The organism is Microbacterium sp. 69-10 (genome assembly GCF_001897945.1).
Classification (GTDB): domain Bacteria; phylum Actinomycetota; class Actinomycetes; order Actinomycetales; family Microbacteriaceae; genus Microbacterium.
Genome location: NZ_MKRT01000001.1, coordinates 1 through 13,952, shown reverse-complemented (window position 1 = coordinate 13,952; position 13,952 = coordinate 1). Strand labels below are relative to the sequence as shown.

Genomic DNA, 13,952 nt, shown 5'->3' with positions numbered 1-13,952 from the left:
CCGGTCATCTCGCGGGTCGTGCCGCCGCCGCCGTCGCCCCAGCCGACCGGTGCGATCGACATGGTCGCCCTGCGATTCTCCTTGAACTGCCGGCTGGCCTTCGCGACCTCCGAGCCGCTCAGCTGCGAGTTGTAGGTGTCCATCGGCGGGAAGTGCGTGAACATCCGCGAGCCGTCGATGCCCTCCCACAGGAACGAGTGGTGCGGGAAGACATTGCGCTGGTTCCAGGAGATCTTCTGCGTGAAGAACCACTCGAAGCCGGCCCGGCGCATCAGCTGCGGCAGAGCGGGGGAGTAGCCGAAGCTGTCGGGCAGCCACACCCCCTTGGAGCGGATGCCGAACTCGCGCTCGAAGAAGCGCTGGCCGTGCGAGAACTGGCGCACCAGCGACTCGCCGGTGGGCATGACCGTGTCGGACTCGACCCACATGCCGCCCAGAGGCAGGAATCGGCCGGCCGCGACCGCGTCCTTCACGCGCGCGAACACCTCGGGGCGGTGCTCCTTGATCCAGGCGTACTGCTGCGCACTGGACATGCCGTAGAGGAAGTCGGGCTGCTCGTCGATCAGCGTCGTCATCGACGAGGTGGTGCGAGCGACCTTGCGGATGGTCTCGCGCACCGGCCACAGCCAGGCCGAGTCGATGTGCGCGTGACCGATCGCGGCGATGCGGTGCGCACTGGCATCCGCCGGTGAGGCGAGCACGTCCGCCAGCCGGGCGCGCGCATCGGGAGCGGTCTTGACGATGCGCTGCAGGTCGAGCACGTCCAGGGCGTCGTCGAGGGCCTGCAGGATGCGCATGCGGCGCGGGCTGGTCTCGGGGAGCTCCGCCTGCAGCTCGATCAGCACCTCGAGGTCGAGGGCGAGCTCGAACACCGCCTCCTCGAACACGGCGAGATCCATGTGCCGCACGCGGTACAGCGGCTCGGGGGAGGAGGTGCGGATGTCGCCCTCCTGGGTGGGCAGGAAGGGGTGGTAGTCCAGCAGCACCGGGTTGGCGGCGCCCTCCAGGTAGAACTCCACGGCCCCGCCCGGCTCGGCCTCGATCGCCACCCACTGGTTGCGCGGGTTGATGCTCTTCAGCGGCGTGCCGTCGGGGCGATAGGCGAGAGCCTCGCACTGGAAGCCGGGCATGTTGATGTCGAAGCCGAGGTCGATGAGGGCCTCGATCCGCCGGCCGGACCACTCCGCGGGAACCGAGCCGCGCACGCGGAACCAGGTGGTGCTCCAGGCGGGCCCCCACATGCTGCCCGCGGTGAACGGCTCGAACTCGAGCGCGAGGCCCTCCGCCGGGGCGATCGGCTCGCCGGGCAGCTGGTGCGCCGCGATCTCGAGCGGCACCCGGGCGGAGTGGATCGCGGGGCGCACGCGCTCGGTGAGCACGCGGTTCACGCGGCCGACGGTGAGGGAGGTCTCTTCGTGCACGGGGGCTCCTTGCAGATGGAAGAATGAGGGCGATCGGCCGCGGGGTTGAATGGGACGGCCGATACTAAAACGATCTAGTACGGTGAGTCTATGTCACGGTCCAAGCGTGTCACCATCGCGGATATCGCGCGACAGGCGGGAGTGTCGCCCGGCGCGGTGTCGTTCGCGCTGAACGGGCGCCCCGGTGTGAGCGAGGAGACGCGGCAGCGCATCCTGGCGATCGCGGACGAGCACCAGTGGCGGCCCAGCTCCACTGCCCGCGCGCTGGTCGGTGCGAGGGCGGGGGTCGTCGGCTTCGCGGTGAACCGTCCTGCCCGCACCCTCGGCACTGAGGCGTTCTTCACCGACCTGATCGCCGGGGTGCAGTCCGCGCTCGCTGCCCGTCGCATCGGTCTGCAGCTGGTCGTCGTGCCCAGCATGGATGAGGAGATGGAGACGTACCGGCGGTGGCGCCGGTCGAACCAGGTCGACGGCGTCCTCGTGCTCGACCCGCGCGTCGACGACCCGCGCCCCGGGCTGCTGCGCTCGCTCGGGCTGCCCTCGATCACGATCGGCGGCCAGCCGTCCCCGGATGGCATGCACGCCACGCTGTGGCTGGACGACGCGGATGCCGCCCGCACGGTCTTCGGCTACCTGGCGGGCCTGGGTCATCGCAGCATCGTCTACATCTCCGGCCCCGCCGAGCACGAGCACGTCCGGCTGCGCAGCAGCATCCTCGCGGGGATGGGCGAGCGGGACGTCGCTGGCGAACTCATCCAGACCGACTACTCGCCCGCGCAGGTGTCCACGATCATGCGCACCCTGCTCAGCCGCGCCGAGCGGCCGACCGCGGTCGTGTTCGACAACGACATGATGGCGATCGCCGGGCTCCGCATCACCCAGGAGATGGGCGTCGCCGTGCCGGCCGGGCTCTCGCTGGCATCCTTCGACGACTCGATCGTGACCGGCCTCGTCCGCCCGTCGATCACCTGCCTCACGCGCGACACCTTCACGCTGGGGGAGACCGCCGCGGACTTCCTGATCGAGCAGCTCGACTCCGCCGAGGTGCTGCCGGACCGCACCGGGCCGCAACCGAGGCTCACGGTGCGCGAGAGCACGGCGCCGCCGCACTCCTGAGCGCCGCGCTCAGACGACTGTGTTGTTGGACGAGTAGACGCCCACCCCGGTCGACAGGTCGGGGCGCACCAGGTCAGTGATGCCCCGGGACGCCAGCACCGCGGCATCCGCGGCATCCTTCGACGTGACGAACGCCGCGTCCACGCCCGCCTCGCACGCGTCGACCCAGGCCTGGAAGACGGCGCCTCCCGGGCTGAGCGCGGCGCGGCTCACCGGCACGTCGGCGTCGTCGACGTCGACCACGATGCCGGTCGTGCGCGCCGGTGCGACCGGACGTGCACGCAGCTCGGGGATGATCTCGGCGAACCGCCGGCCGATCGGCTTCACGGCCCCGCCGTTCTCCAGCAGGCCCAGCGAGTACTCCAGCTCGGGGTAGTCCGCGAGCTGGAGGCTCACATCGTGCGAGCACCACCAGGTGACGCCCCACAGGTTCTCGGTCCGGGCGGCGGAGCGCACGGTCGCCTCCAGGAAGCCGGGCACCTCCTCCGGCGTCAGGCAGTTCGAAGGGGCGCCGACCTCCTGCAGCCAGATCGGCCTTGCGGGGTCGGTCGCGAAGGCCCGGGAGAGCTCGATCATGTACTCGGCATGACGGTCGGATGCTGCGGAGCGCCCGCCGTAGCGCTGCGCGGTGCCGTTGAAGATCCAGGAGTGCACGGTGGTCATCGCTCCCAGGCGCGAGGCGAGCGCGGGGGTGAAGCCGTGCCCGTCCATGTACCAGGCGGCGTCGTACTCGCTGTGCAGGTGGTCACGGCCGGGGGCGGCGCGCTCCGCGGCGTCCAGCAGCGAGGTGATCCAGTTCGCCGCCTCGGCCTCGGTGACCGGCCACTGATGCGGGTGCGTCTCGGCGGAGAACTGGTTGGTCTCGTTGCCGAGCGTGAACCCGAGGAAGTTGCCGGCGTCGTTCAGCGCCGAGCCCAGCGTCTCCACCAGGGCGACCTGGCCGCTGAGCGCGTCCGGATGCGTGAACATGTTCTTGTCGTGCCAGGTGAACAGCCATGAGGGGACGAAGTCGAAGCTCGACAGGTGGCCCTGGATCACGTCGACCCCGGCGTCCAGTCCGAACTCCGCCGCGACGTCGACCACGGCGCGCACATCCGCGACCGCCTTCGCGCGGATCAGGGTACGATTCGGCTGCAGCACGGTCCAGAGCGGGAAGATCCGCACGTGGTCGAGCCCGAGCGATGCCAGCCCCTCGAAGTCGCGGCGCACGTCGTCGAGGTCCAGGGACAGCCACGAGTGCATCCAGTCCTTCGACGGGGTGTAGTTAGCGCCGAAACGCAGCGGTGCGTCGGCGGACGTGGGTGCTGGCATGGGGGAAGCCTTCCTGAGCGCGTCACCGTTCGAGGTGGACGTCGTCGCTCTCCTGTGCAATGCTATGGTCACTATAGCGGTTTAGTAATGGATGCGAACCCCAGCGGGTGCGCAGCCGGACCCCTTCGAAGGAGAACGTCCATGAAGATCCGATCGACTCTCGCCGTCGGCCTCACCGCGGCGACGGTGCTCGCGCTGACGGCCTGCACCGGAGGCGGCGGCACACCGGATGCCGGCCGCTCCGGCCCGATCGACACGTCGGGAGAGCTCAGCGGCGCCATGACCGTCGACCGTGCGTACGCCGTCCCGGCGTGCGGCTGACCCGCAGGGTGCTCCGATGACATCGACGGATGCGGCACGCCGCTGGTACGCGCTGCCGCATCCGTCGACCGTCCGGCTCGAGAGCGGAGCCTGGCGGCCGGACACGGTGCAGGTCGTCGCCGCGGATGAGCGCCTGGCCGCCGAGGCGACTCGCCTGCAGCGCGAGCTCGCCGCCCTGGGCATCCCGCCCGGCACGGGATCGCGCGTCCTCCTGCGATCGGCGGAGGCCCCGATCACCTCGTCGGATGCGGCTTCGACTCCGGGGGGAGCCGTCGCATCCGACGAGGCCTACGCGATCGACGTCGCAGGCGACATCGACATCCGCGTCTCCTCGGCGACGGGCGGCTTCCGTGCCACACGGCAGCTGCTGCACAACCTGCGCGCCCAGGGATGCGTGCCGCGGGGACGCGTCTCGGGGAGCCCGGCCGTCCGTGAGCGCGGCGTCCATCTCGACGCCGCCCGAAAGTACTACCCGGCCGAGTGGATCATCGCGCTGCTGCACGCAGCCGCCGACGTGGGCATCAACGCCCTCCAATGGCACTTCTCCGAGAACGAGGGGTTCCGGCTGGAATCCGTCGCGTTCCCCGAGGTGGTGTCGGCCGGGCACATCACGCGCTCGGACGCGGCGCATCCGCGCACCCCTCCGGGCCATGGCGGAGAGGGCGTGGAACGGCGGCTCCGCGCTGACCCTGGCGGAGTTCGAACGGACGGAGGCGGCGATCGGGCTGCCGATCGGCGTCAGCCCACCCGGGTAGAATCCCTGTGGCCGTGTTGTGGGGACGCGGCGAAAGGCGTACCGGAGCGAAGCGATGACGGAGACCATGGACGAGATGACGAAGAAGCACCAGGACTACAACCCGGGTCCTCGAGTGGGCATCACCTTCTCGACCTTCGACCTGCTGCACGCGGGACACATCATGATGCTCGCCGAGGCCAAGCGCCAGTGCGACTACCTGATCTGCGGGCTGCAGATGGATCCGACGCTCGACCGCCCGGAGAAGAACGCGCCGACGCAGACCGTCGTGGAGCGCTACATCCAGCTGCGTGGCTGCGAGTACGTCGACGAGATCGTCCCGTATTCCACCGAGCAGGACCTCGAGGACATCCTGCGCTCCTTCAAGCTCGACGTGCGCATCGTCGGCGACGAGTACGAGAACCGCGACTTCACCGGCCGCTCGTACTGCGAGGAGGCCGGCATCGAGCTCTACTTCAACAGCCGCAACCACCGCTTCTCCAGCTCCGGCCTGCGCAAGATCGTCGCGGCCAAGGAAGCGGAGCGGATCGCGCGCGGCTGACTTGGGGCCGGTCGGCTGTAGCCTGGCGGCATGATCGACGTTGACGCCGGCGGGACCGATGCCCGTGCGCGTCGACGCACCTGGACGCTCGGCGGGGCGCTCATCGCGCTTTCGGCGCTGCTGGAGCTGGGACTGCCCGGTCTGCAGGGCCTGTTCACCGGGATGCCTTTCCCTTTGACCAGAGTGCTGTTCTGGGCGGGCGCAGTGGTGCTGGCGATCGGCATGGGGCGCGCGGGAAGCGTGACGGCGAGTCGCCCGCTCGGCACCGGCGTGATCATCGCGCTGGCGGTGTGGCAGGTGCTGGTGGTGCCGGTGGTCGCGCCGCTGACGACGCTGTTCGCCGCAGGTGAGCCGGCGGATGCGGGCTATTCCACTGCCGTGATGATCGGCTACGCACTGAATGCGGTCGCCCTGATCCTGGCGATCCTCGCGGCGGTGCAGATCGCCCGCGCCGGCGTCGTGCCGCCTCCGTGGCGGTGGGCACCGATGTGGGTGCTCGCCGCGGCGGTCGCCGCAGCGCTGCTGCCCGGTCTGGCCTTCGCGATCGGGATGCCGGTTGATCAGACGTCGTTGTCCGCGCTCTTCGGCTTCTTCGCGCTGCTGAGGGCGGGCGCCATCGGAGCCCTGGGCGTGCTCGCCATGGTGCTGGCCGCCAGGCCGGTGGCCGGATCCACGAGCGTGTACAGCTCGGGGGAATGAGCTCTCAGCCGGTGACGGTGAGTACGGCGTGCTCGTCGCCGCCGCTCTCCGCCCAGCGGAGCGAGGCGGTGAGGATGCCGCGCAGCACGTCGAGGTCGATCTCCTCGAGATCCTTGATGTACAGGCATCCGACGCCGGTGCTGTGCGGGCCGAGGCGTGCGAGGTCGTCGGCGTGGGCGGCGGTGGACTCCAGGTACAGCGTCGAGGCCGCCTTGCGCGGCGCGAACGCCAGCAGCGGCATGTCGCCCTCGGTGCCGGTGGGGTAGCGGTAGTGGCAGCTGCCCAAGCCGACGATCGTGCCCCACAGCTCGGGTTCGCGGCCGGAAACCTCCTGCAGCAGGGCGGTCAGGGCCTCGGCGTCGCGGCGGCGCTTGGCCGGGGTGACACCGGTGAGGAAGGAGGCGACGCTGCCGCCGGTCGGCCTCACCCCGCGGCCTTCATGGGTTTCGACTCGCTTCGCTCGCTCAACCTTGCCCCGTCACGCATCAACGCTCCTTCGTCGCATTGCTCCGCGCCGCGGCAACCTTCATCGCCTTCTTGTGCTCGCGCACCTTGGCCAGCGACTCGGGCGAGACGATGTCGGCGACGCTGCGGTACGAGCCGTCCTCACCGTAGGGAGCGGATGCCTCGCGCCATCCCGCCCCGGTGAACCCGTACTGCTTGCCGAGCAGAGCGAGGAAGATCTTCGCCTTCTGCTCCCCGAAGCCGGGCAGCTTCTTCAGGCGCTTGAGGACCTCGGCGCCGTCCGGGTCGCCGGCGGTCCAGAGCGCCGCGGCATCCCCGCCCCAGTCGTCGACCAGGGTCTGGCAGAGGGTCTGCACGCGCGTGGCCATGGAACCCGGGAAGCGGTGCACGGCCGGCGTCTGCTTGAACGCCTCGAGGAAGGCATCCGGGTCCATCCCGGCGATGGCGGCGGCGTCCGCCGCCCCGGTGCGCTGCTCGATCTTGAGCGGACCCGCGAACGCGGTCTCCATCGGAACCTGCTGATCCAGCAGCATCCCCACCAGCAGCGCCAGCGGGTTGTTCGTGAGCAGGTCGTCGGCGGCGGTGTCTCCGGTGATGTGAAGGGCCATGGTGACAGTCTGCCAGGGGCTGTCCGCAGATGGCGGCGCCTTTCTCGGTCCCGGTCCGGCCGAAGAAACCATGAGCGCGATATCATGGCGATATGAGCAAATCGTTGCGTGAACTGAGGGAGCGAGCCGGCCTCAGCCAGTCGCAGCTCGCGGTGCGCAGCGGTGTCGCGCAGCCGAACATCGCAGCATATGAATCAGGGCGGCGCACTCCCTCTGCGGCGATGCTCGGCCGGCTGCAGGCGGCCATGCGCCCGTTGCCTCACCAGGCGCTCGAACAGCATCGTGACGACCTGAAGGCGCTCGCTGCTGAGTACGGGCTGAGCAACGTGCGCGTGTTCGGCTCAGCACAGCGTGGCACGGACACCACGCACAGCGACCTCGACATCCTCGTCGCCCGCGCTCCGCATGTCGGTCTGCTGGCCATCGCAGAGTTCGCCTCAGCGGCCGAGAAGCTGCTCGGAGTTCCGGTCGACGTGGTCACAGACGGAGGCCTGCCCGCTGATCATCCGATCCTCCGATCAGCGGTGGCCGCGTGAACGACCGGGACGAGCGGTCGCTGCGCGAGATCGTGCGATTGTGCGACGACGGCGCGCGACTCGCCGGCCGTGGCCACGAGTGGTACGTCTCGGATGACCTCAATACGCCAGGGCTCGCGGCCGAATCGATCATCATCAAGATCGGCGAGAATGTCGCGCGGTTGAGTGATGAGACGACCGCCGTGAGCCCGCAGGTGCCGTGGTCGAGCATCAAGCGCATGCGTGACCGGCTCGCGCATCACTACGAGGCGACCGATTACGACGCGGTGTGGGCCACCATCAGTATCGATCTTCCTCGCGTGCGTGCAGAGATCGCGCCGCTCCTCCCTGAATCGCCAAACGGCTGACCGTTCATTCTGAAGGAGATCTGACGTTCTGAAGGATGCTGCGGCCTGGGGTCTCCTTCAGAACGTCGATCGTCCTTCAGAAGCGGGCACGTCAGTTGATGATCTCGCCGCGGGTCTCGACGATCGCGGCGATCCGGTCGCGCCACTCCTGCAGCGCCTCGGGCGTGAGACGCGTCCAGTCGTGCACCTCCTCGATCACGCGCAGCGGCTCGCGCGTGCGGTACGAGCGCGTCGGATTGCCGGGGAACTTCTTGTCGGTGACGTTCGGGTCGTTCTCGAACTCGCCCGTCGGCTCGACCAGGTAGACGTGCGGGTCGCCGTCGACAGCGGCGATCTCGGCCGCGAGGCCGGCGCCGTCGCGCAGCGCCGTGAAGTACACGTGGTTCATCGTGATCTCGGGCCGGTAGTTCGAGGGGAAGCCCGCGGTCAGCAGCTCTCCGGGCTGCAGGGCCGCCGCGGTGCCGTGGAAGAAGGGTCCGTCATCCAGTGCGTCGCTCATGCGTCCAGTGTCACCCGGATGCGATGGGAGGGGCGGATGCCGTGCGTCAGGCGGTCTCGGATTCCGTCGCCTCACCGGCAGCCGGAACCAGGCCGTACAGCGTCTCGAGTGCGCTGAGGAACTCGCCGCCGCGACCGTCGGCCGCGAGCTCGTGCGCGCGCGTGGTCGGGGTGTGCAGCAGCACGCCGGCGAGGTGCCGCATGGCCTGCTCGACCCGACCGTTCTCGTCGCCGCGGTTGCGGGCGCGCTCGATCTCGGCCTCGAGCAGACCGAAGATGTGGGTGCGCAGCGCGACGACACCGGGGGTGACCGTCGCGCGGGAGCCGACGGCGTGGAAGTCCTCGGCCGCCTCGTGCACGATCGCCCGCGCGGCATCCGTCGCCTGCAGCTCCTCGAGCGGCGCGTGCAGACGGATCGTCTCCAGATCCAGCAGGGCGACGCCCTCCAGATGGGCGACCGCGGGGTCCACGTTGCGCGGCATCCCCAGGTCGATCACCAGCTGCGAGCCGTGCGAGACCGGGCATCCGGTGGGCGCTGAGCCCGTCGAGGCGCCGCCGGCCGTCCGCTGCAGCTGCACCGGGCCCAGCACCGGCTCCGTGGCGGTGGTGCAGGTGATCAGCAGCGAGGAGCGCTGCGCGACCGTGGCGTAATCGTCGGCGAGCACGGCGCGGATGCCGTGCTTCTTGGCGAACAGCTCCGCCCGACCCGACGGGGAGTAGACCGAGATGTCGACCGCTCCGCGCTCGCGCAGCGTGGCGAGGGTGACGGCGGCGTAAGCGCCCGTGCCCACCAGCAGCACGCGCTCGGCGGCCCAGTCGGCGATGCGGCTGTCCGCGAGCTCCAGCGACAGGCGCACCAGCGAGCGGCCGGCGCGCTGCAGGGCTGTGACGTTCTTGACCTTGCGCTGCGCCTGACTGGCGCGCTGGAACAGGCGCTCCAGAGCGGGGGAGGTGGTGCCCTGCTTGCGTGCGCCGGTCAGCGCTCGGCGCACCTGGCCCGCGATCTCGCCCTCGCCGGAGACGACGGACTCCAGACCGGATGCCACGGCGAAGAGGTGCTCGGCGACGCGACGGTCCTCGACCACGCGGTACGAGCCGTCGAGGTCGGCGGAGGGGATGCCAGTGGCCTGCGCGACGACGTCCAGCACGGCATCCGTGTCGAGCCCGTCGGTCTCGACGTAGGCCTCGAAGCGGTTGCAGGTCGCGAGCACGACGGCTCCCTGCGCACCAGCTTCGACCAGGGTCGGGGCGACGGTATCGGGATGGCGGCTGAGGCGCTCGAGCAGGTCGAAGGAGGCGGTCTTGTGACTCGCCGTGACGCAGAGCAGCACCTCTCCAGGGTACGCCTGGTATCTGTGATCGGCATCTGAGGGGTGCCTAACCGAGCATCCGCATAGGTTGACGGTGAAAGGATCGGAGCATGAGTGATCTGCTGCGCGCGCTCGCCGGTGAGTCCGTCGAGCGCACCCCCGTCTGGTTCATGCGTCAGGCGGGCCGTTCGCTGCCCGAGTACCGCGAGCTGCGCGTCGGCACTCGGATGCTGGATGCCTGCCTCACCCCGGACCTGGCGGCCGAGATCACCCTGCAGCCGGTGCGCCGGCACGGCGTGGACGCCGCGGTCTTCTTCAGCGACATCGTGATCCCGCTGCGTCTGGCGGGCGTCGAGGTGGAGATCGAGCCTGGTCGCGGGCCGGTGTTCGCGAATCCGGTGCGCACCGCCGACGACGTGGCGCGCATCACCGCGATCGACCCCGCCGACCTGGACGGCACCGCGATCGCAGAGGCCGTGCGCATCGTGACGGCCGAGCTGCGGGAGACCCCGCTGATCGGCTTCGCCGGCGCCCCGTTCACACTCGCCGCGTACCTCATCGAGGGCGGTCCCTCCAAGGAGCACCTGCGCGCCCGCGCCATGATGCACGTCGACCCGGAGTCCTGGGATCGTCTGGCCGGCTGGCTCTCCCGCATCTCGCGCCGGTTCCTCGAGATCCAGCGCGACGCCGGGGCATCCGTCGTGCAGTTGTTCGACTCCTGGGCTGGATCCCTCAGCCCGGCCGACTACCGCGCGCACATCGCGCCGCACTCGCACGCCGCGCTGGACGGGATCGGCGTGCCGAGCATCCACTTCGGCGTGGGCACCGGACCCTTCCTCGGCGACATGCGCCTGGACGGCGTCGCCTCGGCCGTGGGCGTCGACTGGCGGATGCCGCTGGACGAGGCCATCGCCGTGCTCGGACCCGACGTGGCCGTGCAGGGCAACATCGACCCCGCTCTGCTGCAGGCCTCGTGGCCGGTGCTGGAGGCGCACGTCCGCGACGTGATCGCCCGCGGGCGCGGCGCGAAGGGCCACATCCTCAATCTCGGCCACGGCGTCCCGCCCGAGACCGACCCCGACCAGCTCACCCGCATCGTCCGTCTCGCCCACGGCGAGCTCTGACCCGCGGCGCCGCCTGCGCGGATCTTTCCCGCCCGGACGCCGGGCCGCGCGCATAGGGCCGGATGGAAGAATCGGAGCATGAGCTCCGAGTATCCGGTCGACATCGCCGCCCGCGCAGCCGCACAGCACGTCGTGGTGATCGGCGGAGGCATCGGCGGGCTCGTCGCCGCCCGCGAGTGCGCGAAGGTCGGGATGCGGGTGACCCTGATCGAAGCCGAGGAGCAGCTCGGCGGCAGCATCCGCACGACCGAACTCGGCGGCATCGTCGTCGACGCCGGCGCCGAGAGCTTCGCGACCCGCGGCGGTCACGTGCGCGCACTGGTCGATGAGCTCGGCCTCTCCGACGCGGTCGTCCCGCCGGAGGGCGGCGGCGCCTGGCTCAGCGGCATCCCGGATGCCCCCGATGCGCCGCTCCCGAAGGGCGGGCTGCTCGGCATCCCCGCCAACCCGTTCCAGGCGGACGTGCGCGCGATCATCGGCTGGCGCGGCGTGTGGCGCGCCTACCTCGACCGCCTGCGCCCGCCGCTGACCATCGGCCACGAGCAGAGTCTCGGCAGGCTCGTCAGCGCGCGCATGGGCGCCAGGGTGCGCGACCGGCTGGTCGCCCCGGTCACCGCGGGCGTCTACTCCGCCCTGCCGGAGGACGTCGACGTCGAGATCGCCGCACCCGGCCTGAGCGCCGCACTCACCCGCGTCGGGTCGCTGAGCGGTGCGGTGCTCGCGCTGCAGGGCGAGCGCGCGGGCAAGGCACCGGGCGCCGCCGTGCTGGGCATCGAGGGCGGCATGGGCCGGATCATCGAGGCACTGCGCGAAGAGCTCGAGAAGTTCGGCGCGGAGGTGCGCACCGGCACGCGCGCGGTGCGACTGGACCACGCCCCGGAGGGCTGGACGGTCACCCTCGAGGAGTCGGACCCGGCTGCCGCGGAGGCGGACGCCCCGGTCGGCGACGGCGCCCTCGACACCACCAACCGGCCCGATGGCGTCGCGGCACCGGACGCGCCGCTCACCGCGACGGCCGTCGTCATCGCCACCGCGGAGCCCTCTGCGCGTACCCTGCTCGACCCGCACGTGACCGGACTGAGCGACCCGGGCGCTGCGCCCGAGATCGAGATCGTCACGCTGCTGCTGGACGCTCCCGAGCTCGACAGCGCCCCGCGCGGCAGTGGCGTGCTCACGGTCCCCGGCAGCCACACGGCCAAGGCGCTCACGCACTCCACCGCCAAGTGGGGCTGGCTGCGGCGCGCGGCCGACGGCAGCCATGTCGTGCGGGTCTCGTTCGGCACGCAGGGCGAGGATGCGGTGACCGCGTCGCTCGACGACGACGCGGCAGCGCGGCTCGCGCTGTCCGAGGCATCCGCTCTGCTCGGCGTCCCGTTGCGTCCGGAGCAGCTGCGCGCTGCGCACCGCGCACGCTTCGTGCAGTCCCAGCCGACGTCGCTGATCGGCGCCGCCGAGCGCCGCACGGCCGTGCGCGAAGCCGTGCGGAAGACCCCGCGGCTGGCCGTCGTGGGGGCCTGGCTGTCGGGCACGGGTCTGGCGCAGGTCGTGCCGGATGCCGTGGCGGAGGCCGACGCACTGCGCAGCCGGCTGCTCTGGGACCGCTGAAGACGCCCCATTACGTCATAGTCCGCCCGCGCGCAAGAGTAGATGCCGAATCAGGAATATGCGACTACTCTGGAACACGATCGTTCGGGGGCAAGACGGTTCGGCCTTCGGCGAAGACGCCGCAACAAACGTCAGGAGGCTCCCATGAAGGGGAAGATCGGACTCGTCGTCGGACTCGGCGTAGGTTATGTGCTCGGCACCCGCGCAGGGCGCGAGCGCTATGAGCAGATCAAGACGCAGTGGCTCAAGGTCTGGCACCTCGATCCGGTGCAGAAGCAGGTCACGCGCGCACAGGACTTCGCCAAGGCGCAGGCGGCAGCCGTGCCGGGTGCGCTGTGGACCGGTGCGGTGAAGGTCGTCAAGGCCGTCTCCAGCACGGGCACGCCCGAGCAGAGGCTTCACTCGGCCGCGGACGCGGCCAAGGACGCCGCTGAGGATGTCGCGGAGGCGGCGAAGGACGCCGCGGCCGAGGCCAAGCGCACCACCGCCACGAAGACCGCCGCCAGGAGCACGACCTCGAAGTCCTCCGGCACGGCGAAGAAGAAGACCCCAGAGGCTGAGTGACATGACCCGCGGATACCGCGATCGGGCCGACGACAGCCTGCTGACGCTGCTCGGCGACCTGCCCGAGCTGGTGCGCAACCTCGTCACCGCCGAGATCAACGCCGCCAAGGCGTGGGTGTCGCGTACGGCGAAGGACGCCGGCATCGGCAGCCTGTGGTTCGTCATCGTGCTGTTCCTGCTGTTCTGGGCGATCCCCGTGCTGCTGGCCTTCGGGATCATCGGCCTGGCCTCGTGGTGGCCGGCCTGGCTGGCCGCGCTCGCGGTCTTCGTGTTCCTCTTCGTGGCCATCGCCGTGTTCGGCCTGCTGGGCGTGCTGCGCTTCCGCAAGGTCGTGAAGCGGGAGAACCCGGGACAGGCCGTGGCCACCGACTTCCGCCTGATGAAGGAGTCCGACGATGACGAATTCTGACCCGAAGGCGTCCCTGCCCCGCACGGCCGTTCCCGCCGGGATCGTCGACCCGGTGGCATCCGCCCGCGCCGAGCTCAAGGCCGCGCTGGCCGCGATCGAGATCAAGGGCAACGTGCCCCGGCGGGTGGAGGAGGCGTCGGAGCGCGGCATCCTCAAGGCCCGCGCCTTCGCCCGGCGCAACCCGATCGGTGCGGCTGCGGCCGTCGCCGGCGTCGCCGCCGTGGTCGGCGGCGTCGTCTGGGTGATCGCGCGCGCGGTCTCCCGCTAGCTGTACTTCCCCGACAGGTTGTGGACGGCTGAGGTAGCGAAGACCTCCGGTCAGG

General features: G+C 70.6%; 16 protein-coding genes and 2 pseudogenes. 12 read left to right on the top strand and 6 right to left on the bottom strand.

The genetic code is table 11. The features are described 5' to 3' along the window. Nucleotides 1–1,421: pseudogene (locus tag BGN97_RS00085) on the bottom strand (alpha-mannosidase); the annotation flags it as partial. A 90-nt stretch (nucleotides 1,422–1,511) separates the two neighbouring features. Here BGN97_RS00085 and BGN97_RS00080 point away from each other — a divergent pair. Next, complete coding sequence (locus BGN97_RS00080; RefSeq protein ID WP_292696895.1) at nucleotides 1,512–2,537, top strand: LacI family DNA-binding transcriptional regulator; 1,026 nt, start codon at nucleotides 1,512–1,514, stop codon at nucleotides 2,535–2,537. Nucleotides 2,538–2,546: 9 nt separating this feature from the next. Here BGN97_RS00080 and BGN97_RS00075 read toward each other — a convergent pair whose 3' ends face one another. Beyond that, nucleotides 2,547–3,848, bottom strand: a complete 1,302-nt coding sequence (locus BGN97_RS00075) for a glycosyl hydrolase (protein WP_292696892.1) — start codon at nucleotides 3,846–3,848, stop codon at nucleotides 2,547–2,549. 141 nt (nucleotides 3,849–3,989) lie between these two features. Between BGN97_RS00075 and BGN97_RS00070 the strand changes: the two genes are divergently transcribed. The 4 genes and pseudogenes from BGN97_RS00070 to BGN97_RS00060 all read left to right on the top strand — a co-directional run bounded on the left by BGN97_RS00070 (nucleotide 3,990) and on the right by BGN97_RS00060 (nucleotide 6,163). Next, nucleotides 3,990–4,169, top strand: a complete 180-nt coding sequence (locus BGN97_RS00070) for a hypothetical protein (protein ID WP_292696889.1) — start codon at nucleotides 3,990–3,992, stop codon at nucleotides 4,167–4,169. 16 nt (nucleotides 4,170–4,185) lie between these two features. Continuing rightward, nucleotides 4,186–4,782 (top strand): annotated as a pseudogene (locus BGN97_RS18455) (family 20 glycosylhydrolase); the annotation flags it as partial. Between the two features lie 196 nt (nucleotides 4,783–4,978). Beyond that, the gene (locus BGN97_RS00065) at nucleotides 4,979–5,464 is read left to right on the top strand and encodes an adenylyltransferase/cytidyltransferase family protein (RefSeq protein ID WP_292696886.1); all 486 of its coding nucleotides are present in this window, start codon (nucleotides 4,979–4,981) and stop codon (nucleotides 5,462–5,464) included. Between the two features lie 30 nt (nucleotides 5,465–5,494). Further along, nucleotides 5,495–6,163 (top strand): hypothetical protein, encoded by a 669-nt coding sequence (locus tag BGN97_RS00060; protein WP_292696883.1) that lies wholly within the window; start codon nucleotides 5,495–5,497, stop codon nucleotides 6,161–6,163. Between the two features lie 4 nt (nucleotides 6,164–6,167). Here BGN97_RS00060 and BGN97_RS00055 read toward each other — a convergent pair whose 3' ends face one another. After that, complete coding sequence (locus tag BGN97_RS00055) at nucleotides 6,168–6,590, bottom strand: DUF1801 domain-containing protein (protein ID WP_292696880.1); 423 nt, start codon at nucleotides 6,588–6,590, stop codon at nucleotides 6,168–6,170. A 58-nt stretch (nucleotides 6,591–6,648) separates the two neighbouring features. Further along, on the bottom strand, nucleotides 6,649–7,236 hold the full coding sequence (locus BGN97_RS00050) for an HhH-GPD-type base excision DNA repair protein (RefSeq protein ID WP_292696878.1): 588 nt from the start codon (nucleotides 7,234–7,236) through the stop codon (nucleotides 6,649–6,651). Between the two features lie 92 nt (nucleotides 7,237–7,328). On the opposite strand from BGN97_RS00050, the gene BGN97_RS00045 reads away from it, so the two are divergent. Both BGN97_RS00045 and BGN97_RS00040 read left to right on the top strand, forming a co-directional pair. Further along, complete coding sequence (locus BGN97_RS00045) at nucleotides 7,329–7,772, top strand: XRE family transcriptional regulator (RefSeq protein ID WP_292696876.1); 444 nt, start codon at nucleotides 7,329–7,331, stop codon at nucleotides 7,770–7,772. Continuing rightward, entirely contained in the window at nucleotides 7,769–8,119 is a 351-nt protein-coding gene (locus BGN97_RS00040) for a HepT-like ribonuclease domain-containing protein (protein ID WP_292696873.1), read from the top strand. The genes BGN97_RS00045 and BGN97_RS00040 overlap by 4 nt, the downstream gene beginning before the upstream one ends. Nucleotides 8,120–8,210: 91 nt before the next feature. Here BGN97_RS00040 and arr read toward each other — a convergent pair whose 3' ends face one another. Next, nucleotides 8,211–8,618, bottom strand: coding sequence for an NAD(+)--rifampin ADP-ribosyltransferase (gene arr / locus BGN97_RS00035; RefSeq protein WP_285638030.1), 408 nt, complete (start codon nucleotides 8,616–8,618; stop codon nucleotides 8,211–8,213). Nucleotides 8,619–8,664: 46 nt separating this feature from the next. Beyond that, nucleotides 8,665–9,948 carry a glutamyl-tRNA reductase gene (locus BGN97_RS00030; RefSeq protein ID WP_292696865.1) on the bottom strand — a complete coding sequence of 428 codons (1,284 nt, stop codon included), beginning with the start codon at nucleotides 9,946–9,948 and terminating at the stop codon, nucleotides 8,665–8,667. Nucleotides 9,949–10,037: 89 nt separating this feature from the next. Here BGN97_RS00030 and hemE point away from each other — a divergent pair, with 89 nt between their 5' ends. The 5 genes from hemE to BGN97_RS00005 all read left to right on the top strand — a co-directional run bounded on the left by hemE (nucleotide 10,038) and on the right by BGN97_RS00005 (nucleotide 13,897). After that, complete coding sequence (hemE, locus tag BGN97_RS00025) at nucleotides 10,038–11,051, top strand: uroporphyrinogen decarboxylase (protein ID WP_292696862.1); 1,014 nt, start codon at nucleotides 10,038–10,040, stop codon at nucleotides 11,049–11,051. A 78-nt stretch (nucleotides 11,052–11,129) separates the two neighbouring features. Beyond that, nucleotides 11,130–12,656: an FAD-dependent oxidoreductase gene (locus BGN97_RS00020; protein WP_292696859.1), complete on the top strand. Its 1,527-nt coding sequence runs from the start codon at nucleotides 11,130–11,132 to the stop codon at nucleotides 12,654–12,656. Between the two features lie 144 nt (nucleotides 12,657–12,800). After that, on the top strand, nucleotides 12,801–13,220 hold the full coding sequence (locus BGN97_RS00015; protein ID WP_292696856.1) for a hypothetical protein: 420 nt from the start codon (nucleotides 12,801–12,803) through the stop codon (nucleotides 13,218–13,220). Nucleotide 13,221: 1 nt separating this feature from the next. Further along, on the top strand, nucleotides 13,222–13,629 hold the full coding sequence (locus tag BGN97_RS00010; protein ID WP_292696853.1) for a phage holin family protein: 408 nt from the start codon (nucleotides 13,222–13,224) through the stop codon (nucleotides 13,627–13,629). After that, the gene (locus tag BGN97_RS00005; RefSeq protein ID WP_292696850.1) at nucleotides 13,616–13,897 is read left to right on the top strand and encodes a hypothetical protein; all 282 of its coding nucleotides are present in this window, start codon (nucleotides 13,616–13,618) and stop codon (nucleotides 13,895–13,897) included. The genes BGN97_RS00010 and BGN97_RS00005 overlap by 14 nt, the downstream gene beginning before the upstream one ends. Nucleotides 13,898–13,952 lie beyond the last annotated feature (55 nt).

What these genes read in the sequence shown, in the direction of transcription:
- BGN97_RS00080 (WP_292696895.1), top strand. Translation starts at nt 1,512, where the DNA reads ATGTCACGGTCCAAGCGTGTCACCATCGCGGATATCGCGCGACAGGCG.
- BGN97_RS00075 (WP_292696892.1), bottom strand. Translation starts at nt 3,848, where the DNA reads ATGCCAGCACCCACGTCCGCCGACGCACCGCTGCGTTTCGGCGCTAAC.
- BGN97_RS00070 (WP_292696889.1), top strand. Translation starts at nt 3,990, where the DNA reads ATGAAGATCCGATCGACTCTCGCCGTCGGCCTCACCGCGGCGACGGTG.
- BGN97_RS00065 (WP_292696886.1), top strand. Translation starts at nt 4,979, where the DNA reads ATGACGGAGACCATGGACGAGATGACGAAGAAGCACCAGGACTACAAC.
- BGN97_RS00060 (WP_292696883.1), top strand. Translation starts at nt 5,495, where the DNA reads ATGATCGACGTTGACGCCGGCGGGACCGATGCCCGTGCGCGTCGACGC.
- BGN97_RS00050 (WP_292696878.1), bottom strand. Translation starts at nt 7,236, where the DNA reads ATGGCCCTTCACATCACCGGAGACACCGCCGCCGACGACCTGCTCACG.
- BGN97_RS00045 (WP_292696876.1), top strand. Translation starts at nt 7,329, where the DNA reads ATGAGCAAATCGTTGCGTGAACTGAGGGAGCGAGCCGGCCTCAGCCAG.
- arr (WP_285638030.1), bottom strand. Translation starts at nt 8,618, where the DNA reads ATGAGCGACGCACTGGATGACGGACCCTTCTTCCACGGCACCGCGGCG.
- hemE (WP_292696862.1), top strand. Translation starts at nt 10,038, where the DNA reads ATGAGTGATCTGCTGCGCGCGCTCGCCGGTGAGTCCGTCGAGCGCACC.
- BGN97_RS00020 (WP_292696859.1), top strand. Translation starts at nt 11,130, where the DNA reads ATGAGCTCCGAGTATCCGGTCGACATCGCCGCCCGCGCAGCCGCACAG.
- BGN97_RS00015 (WP_292696856.1), top strand. Translation starts at nt 12,801, where the DNA reads ATGAAGGGGAAGATCGGACTCGTCGTCGGACTCGGCGTAGGTTATGTG.
- BGN97_RS00010 (WP_292696853.1), top strand. Translation starts at nt 13,222, where the DNA reads ATGACCCGCGGATACCGCGATCGGGCCGACGACAGCCTGCTGACGCTG.
- BGN97_RS00005 (WP_292696850.1), top strand. Translation starts at nt 13,616, where the DNA reads ATGACGAATTCTGACCCGAAGGCGTCCCTGCCCCGCACGGCCGTTCCC.